Raw genomic sequence first — 5,690 nt, forward strand, 5'->3', positions numbered from 1 at the left:
GGCCTTCAAGGCCGGTTTTTTGTCGTAGGGCCGCCCCAAGACAAAAAGCGCCCCCTCGGGGGGCAGCGGACCGCGCGCAGCGGGGAAGCGTGGGGGCTTTGTTTTGTCGTAGGGCCGCCCCAAGACAAAAAGCGCCCCCTCGGGGGGCAGCGGACCGCGCGCAGCGGGGAAGCGTGGGGGCTTTGTTTTGTCGTAGGGCCGCCCCAAGACAAAAAGTGCCCCCGTGGGGGGGCAGCGGACCGCGCGCAGCGGGGAAGCGTGGGGCTTTTGCTGTTGGGGGGCCGGATGGTCGAAAGATGAGAAACAGAAACGCCGCGGGCGGCGGCCGGTTTCAGCGGCAGCCGCCCGTGGCGTTTTCCCGGATCTGTGCGCGGGGCGCGGCGATGGCCGCGCCCTCCCGTCAGATCACCATTGCTGGACGACGATGTCGTGCGCGTAATCGCCAAGGCGGCGGTTGGCTTCGGGGGTCAGATAGACGTTGTCGGCGAACACGTACAGGTTGTAGCTGCTGTTCGGCAGCACCGTATTGGGGGTGCACAGGGCGGAGCTGATCTGGTTGTTGCCGGTTCCGATGCCCGGGCCGGAGTCCACCGACGTGCACACCGCGACGTCGCTGTTCTGGAAGCCGTAGCTGCCAGGGCTGCCCTGGAACAGGTTCACCTGGTAGGCCGCATCGACGTACAGCACCCGCTTGCCGCCCAGCGAATTGATGTCGATCTTCAGGCGGTTGTTCAGCGCCAGCATGACCTGCGTGAGCAGCTGCTCCTTGTCGATCTGCTTGGCCCAGGGCGTGCGGCTCAGGTCGAACGTGCCGGTCACGACCACGTGGGTTGCGCCGGCGTTGATCACGCGGGTCACCTGGGCTGCCAGGTCGGCGCCGGCCTGGGCGGCGTTGGCCATCAGCTCATCTTCGGTGATGGTGCCATTCAGGTATGCCATGGTGTTGGCGATCACATCGCTCACGCCCGCGCTGATCACGACCAGATCGTTCGAGGTGAACTGGCTCGAGCCCAGGAAGGTGTCGATCTGCTGGACCACCGTGGGGGTGCCGGCATTGCCGGCGGCGTCCGGAGTCTGGGCAATGCGGGCGTTGCCATAGGCGTAATTGGTGCCGCCTTGGGATGACGGCGTCAGCGTGACGTCGTAGCGCGAGGCGAACTCCGCGGGCCAGCTGTTGATGGTGCCGTCGTTCACTGTGAACGAGTGTCCCAGTTGGCCCTGGTCGGCCAGTCCGTCGCCAAACACGACGAAGCGGTCGGGGCTGATTGCCGAGTCCACGCTGCTGGAGCCGCAAGCCGTGAGCAGGGCTGCCGATGCGCATGCCGCTGCCACGAAAGTGCGGCGCATCCAATTTGCTGCCATAAATTTCTCCAAAACGATGTGGTGAGTGTAACTAGTGCGTGTGAACGAAGGGCGGTGCATCCGCTACAAACTGTAGGCAGCGCGCCGCATCAGGCAGCCGCGGCGCGTTGCAGGCGGTCCCGAACGCCCTCCCAGCCATCCGATTCTGGCGGAGTTTCCACCCAGATGAGTTTGACCTTGGCGTCATCGAAGTCACGCAGCGCGGCAAATAGTTCCTGCCCGGCGGCCAGCGGGTCGTCCGGCATGCGCCGCAGCGTGACGGTTTTTGCGGGGGTGAGCATGCGCGAGCGCGAGTAGACCGCGATGTGGGCGGCGTCCTTGCCGAGAACCTCGAGCGCGGTCTGGATCTTCCGGGCGCTCATCAGCCGCACCTTGGCGCTGGGCGCATAGTGCGCCAGCAGCGTGCCCGAGGCGCGCGGCGTATGTTCGGGCATCTCTTCCCTGGAGAGCGGGCGCAGGCCGCAGGCGCCTTCGATATCCTCGCGGGTGATGGCGCCGGGGCGCAGCAGCACCGGCACGCCGCGCGTGCAGTCCACGATGGTCGATTCGATGCCGACTTCGCAGGCGCCGCCGTCGAGCACCAGCAGGTCGTCGCCAAACTCCGAGGCCACGTGCCGCGCCGTCGTCGGGCTCACGCGGCCGAACTTGTTGGCGCTGGGCGCGGATACGCCCCATACCGGCGGATCGAGTTCGCGGCAGGCCGCCAGCAACGCATGCGCGACCGGGTGCGACGGGCAGCGCAGGCCGACGCTGTCCTGTCCTCCGGTGGACGCCCTGGCCGCATCCGGCAGGCGCGGCAGGATCACCGTGAGCGGTCCGGGCCAGAAGGCGTCGATCAGCTGCTGCGCGAATACCGGCACCTCTTTGGCATAGCGGGTGATGCCCTTCGCATCGGCCACGTGCACGATCAGCGGATGGTTGGCGGGCCGGCCCTTGGCGGCGAAGATCCGCGCCACGGCGGCGTCGTTGTCCGAGTCGGCGGCGAGGCCGTAAACGGTTTCGGTGGGCATGCCCACCAGCCTGCCGCCTTGCAGCGCACGGGCTGCCGTATCGATCGACTCCTGGAGGCGTCCGTCGAGAATCATGGTCAGAATGGCTCGATGCCCAGGATCGCGGCCGCCTTGAGCGCCGTCGCGCGGACCTCTTCGGGCGTTGCCGCGGTGATGTTCAGATGGCCCATCTTGCGCGCGCGCTTGGCTTCGTGTTTGCCGTAGAGGTGCAGCGTGCAGCCGGGCAGGGCCAGCACCTGGTCCCAGGCGGGCGTCCGGGCTTGCGCCGAATCCTTGAACCACAGGTCGCCCAGCAGATTCAGCATGATCGCCGGGCTGTGCTGGCGCGGCTGCGTCAGCGGCAGGTTGGCCATGCAGCGCACCTGCAGCTCGAACTGCGAGACGTCGCAGGCGTTCTGGCTGTAGTGGCCGCTGTTGTGCGGGCGCGGCGCGATCTCATTGACCACCAGCATGCCGTCGCTCAGGATGAAGAATTCCACGCAGAGCACGCCGACATAGTCCAGGCCGATGGCCACGGACTTGGCGGCGGCGATCGCTTTCTCGACCTGAGTCGCGGGCAGGTTGCCCGCATAGACCTCGGTCACGGCCAGGATGCCGTCGCGGTGCAGGTTGCGCTGCACCGGCAGATTCACGATGGAGCCATCGCGGCCGCGTGCGACGATCACCGAGCATTCGAGCGCGAGCGGCAGCATCTTCTCCAGCACGCAGCCCACGCGGCCCAGTCGCTCCCATGCGGCCTCAAGCTCCGTGCGCGTCTTCACGCGGACCTGGCCCTTGCCGTCGTAGCCCATGCGGGCGGTCTTCAGGATGCCGGGCAGCAGCGCATCGTTGACGGCGGTGAGCTGCTCGGCCGTGTCGATCACGGCATAGGGCGCGCAGGGTACGCCACATTTCACGAAATGCGCCTTTTCGGCCGCGCGGTCCTGCGCGATCGCCACGGCGGAGCCGGCGGGCGAGACCGGCAGCGATCCGGCCAGCCTCTCGAGCGAGCCCGCGGGCACGTTCTCGAACTCCGTGGTGACGGCGGCGCACAGCCGGGCCAGTTCGGCCAGTCCCTGGGCATCCTCGTATCCGGCGCGGATGTGATGGTGGCTCACCAGGCCCGCGGGGCTGGTGCCGTCCTGGTCCAGCACGGCGGTGAAATACCCCATCGCCTGCGCGGTTTGCGCAAACATGCGGCCCAGTTGTCCGCCTCCGAGCACGCCCAGCGTGGCGCCGGGCAGGATCACCCGTGAATCGTCGCGCGCGCTCATGCGGACACCGGCGGCAAGGTCATGGCGCGGGCCGCGCTGGTCTGCTCCTCGCGGAAGGCTTCGAGCTTCTCGCGCAGTGCGGGGTCTTCATTGGCCAGCAGCGCCACGGCGAACAGCGCCGCATTGGCGGCGCCAGCGGTGCCGATGGCGAACGTCGCCACCGGCACGCCCTTGGGCATCTGCACGATGGAATGCAACGAATCGACACCTTGCAGATGGCGGCTCGCCACCGGCACGCCGAGCACGGGCACCGTGGTCTTGGCGGCGATCATGCCGGGGAGGTGGGCGGCTCCGCCCGCGCCGGCGATGATGGCCTTGAGCCCACGGCCGGCGGCGGCTTCCGCATAGCGGAACATGTCGTCCGGCATGCGATGGGCCGAGACGACGCGCGCCTCGTGGGCGATGCCGAATTGTTCGAGGATGGCGACTGCGTGCTGCATGGTGTCCCAGTCGCTGCTGGAGCCCATCACCACGCCGATTTGGATAGATTTCATTGTGTATGTGCGAGGGCGGCTTGGACCGGCCCCGCTGGGGTGGAACCCGCGATTTTACTTTTTGTGCGGGCCTTCCGTGCAATGGCCCGCAGTTGTGCCGCAAGCTCTGGCGGTTTGCGCGGCTTTCCGCTACCCCATGAATATGCTGGAGAATGAGGCCCTTGCGATGCAAGGAGGCGAAGGGCTGGCCCGGCTTGCGAATTCCCGGCGCGGCCCTATCTGTTCCATTCGTACAGGCTGATTGCCTCCTGCATATCGTTTTCCATGGCGTGGCGGCACGGACCGCCGCCGCGCACATCCTCCACGTCACCGGGTTTTGCCATGATTGATGTCACCGTAGAAAATTTTGAATCCGAAGTCATCGCCGCGTCGATGCAGACGCCCGTGCTGGTGGATTTCTGGGCGCCCTGGTGCGGCCCCTGCAAGACGCTGGGGCCGATCCTGGAGAAGGTCGAGACCGAATATGCCGGCCGATTCAAGCTCGTGAAGATCGACTCCGATCAGCAGCAGGAACTGGCCGGCGCCTTCGGCATTCGCAGCATTCCCACCTGCATCCTGATGAAGAACGGCCAGCCGGTGGATGGCTTCATGGGCGCGCAGACCGAATCCCAGGTCAAGGCGTTCCTGGACAAGCACGTGCCGAGCGCCGAAGAAACCCAGGCGCAGGACGACGTGGCCGATGCACAGGAAGCGCTGGCGTCCGAGGATGCCGAGTCGGCCCTGGAGCGCTATCAGCACGCGGTGGCCACCGATCCCGCCAATGACGATGCGCGCTATGACTATGTGAAGCTGCTGCTGCAGCAAGGCCGCGAGGACGATGCCAAGGTGGCTTTCGCGCCGGTGATCGCCAAGGCGGAGACGTCGCGCAAGCTCAGCGCCCTCAAGGCCTGGATGGATGCGCTCGATTTTTCGGCGCAAAGCGGCGCGATGGCCGACTTCGACGCGCGGATCGCCGCCAACAAGCGTGACTTCGAAGCCAGGATGGGCCGCGCCCGCAAGCTCCTCGCCGGGCAGAAATGGACCGAGGCGATGGATGAGCTGCTCGACATCCTCATGCGCGACAAGGATTGGAGCGAAGGCGCGGCACGCAAGCTGTACGTGGCGATTCTCGAACTCATCGAGCCGCCCAGGGTCAAGGTGGCCGATGGCCAGATCCCGCCCGAGGATCCCACCGTGGCGACCTATCGCCGCCGCCTCTCCAGCGTGGTGCTGAGCTGAGAACGTGTTGACGATCTCCTCGCGCCGCGACAGCGGCTTTGCGGGATGGGATGCAAGGCGCAATACCGCAGCAATAGCCGTGCTATTGCGAGGATTTGCAACGCCGCAGACCGCCCGCAAAGCCACTGTCCCGCAGGGTTGGAGTGAAATCGGGCGATTTCTGCGCGCTGGCCCTTGCTTGCACCCCGGTGCAAGCTGCGGACCATCGCTTCGAACTCATCCCGATTGCACTCCAACGCGGCTGCGTAGAGATCGTAAACACGTTCTGAGAAAGCGGCGAGCGCGCAAGTGATGCCGGCAGCGCCGCCAGCCTGTGGCGCCATGCCATCGCATGGCCGCCGCATGCTGTGTGG

5 protein-coding genes are annotated in these 5,690 nt (G+C 66.6%); 1 reads left to right on the plus strand and 4 read right to left on the minus strand.

All coding sequences use genetic code 11. The annotated features are described in order from the left end of the window. Window positions 1-405: 405 nt before the first annotated feature. From ABWP92_RS16030 to purE, 4 genes are all read right to left on the minus strand, one after another. Window positions 406-1,362: an SGNH/GDSL hydrolase family protein gene (locus ABWP92_RS16030; protein ID WP_353236404.1), complete on the minus strand. Its 957-nt coding sequence runs from the start codon at window positions 1,360-1,362 to the stop codon at window positions 406-408. A gap of 89 nt (window positions 1,363-1,451) precedes the next feature. Then, complete coding sequence (locus ABWP92_RS16035) at window positions 1,452-2,447, minus strand: L-threonylcarbamoyladenylate synthase (RefSeq protein WP_353236405.1); 996 nt, start codon at window positions 2,445-2,447, stop codon at window positions 1,452-1,454. Window positions 2,448-2,449: 2 nt separating this feature from the next. Next, entirely contained in the window at window positions 2,450-3,625 is a 1,176-nt protein-coding gene (locus ABWP92_RS16040; protein WP_353236406.1) for a 5-(carboxyamino)imidazole ribonucleotide synthase, read from the minus strand. Beyond that, on the minus strand, window positions 3,622-4,119 hold the full coding sequence (purE, locus tag ABWP92_RS16045) for a 5-(carboxyamino)imidazole ribonucleotide mutase (RefSeq protein ID WP_353236407.1): 498 nt from the start codon (window positions 4,117-4,119) through the stop codon (window positions 3,622-3,624). Before purE ends, ABWP92_RS16040 begins: the two co-directional genes overlap by 4 nt. Window positions 4,120-4,440: 321 nt before the next feature. On the opposite strand from purE, the gene trxA reads away from it, so the two are divergent. After that, window positions 4,441-5,337 carry a thioredoxin gene (trxA, locus tag ABWP92_RS16050; protein WP_353236408.1) on the plus strand — a complete coding sequence of 299 codons (897 nt, stop codon included), beginning with the start codon at window positions 4,441-4,443 and terminating at the stop codon, window positions 5,335-5,337. Window positions 5,338-5,690 lie beyond the last annotated feature (353 nt).

This window comes from Diaphorobacter ruginosibacter, from assembly GCF_040396215.1.
Lineage (GTDB): Bacteria > Pseudomonadota > Gammaproteobacteria > Burkholderiales > Burkholderiaceae_C > Diaphorobacter_A > Diaphorobacter_A ruginosibacter_A.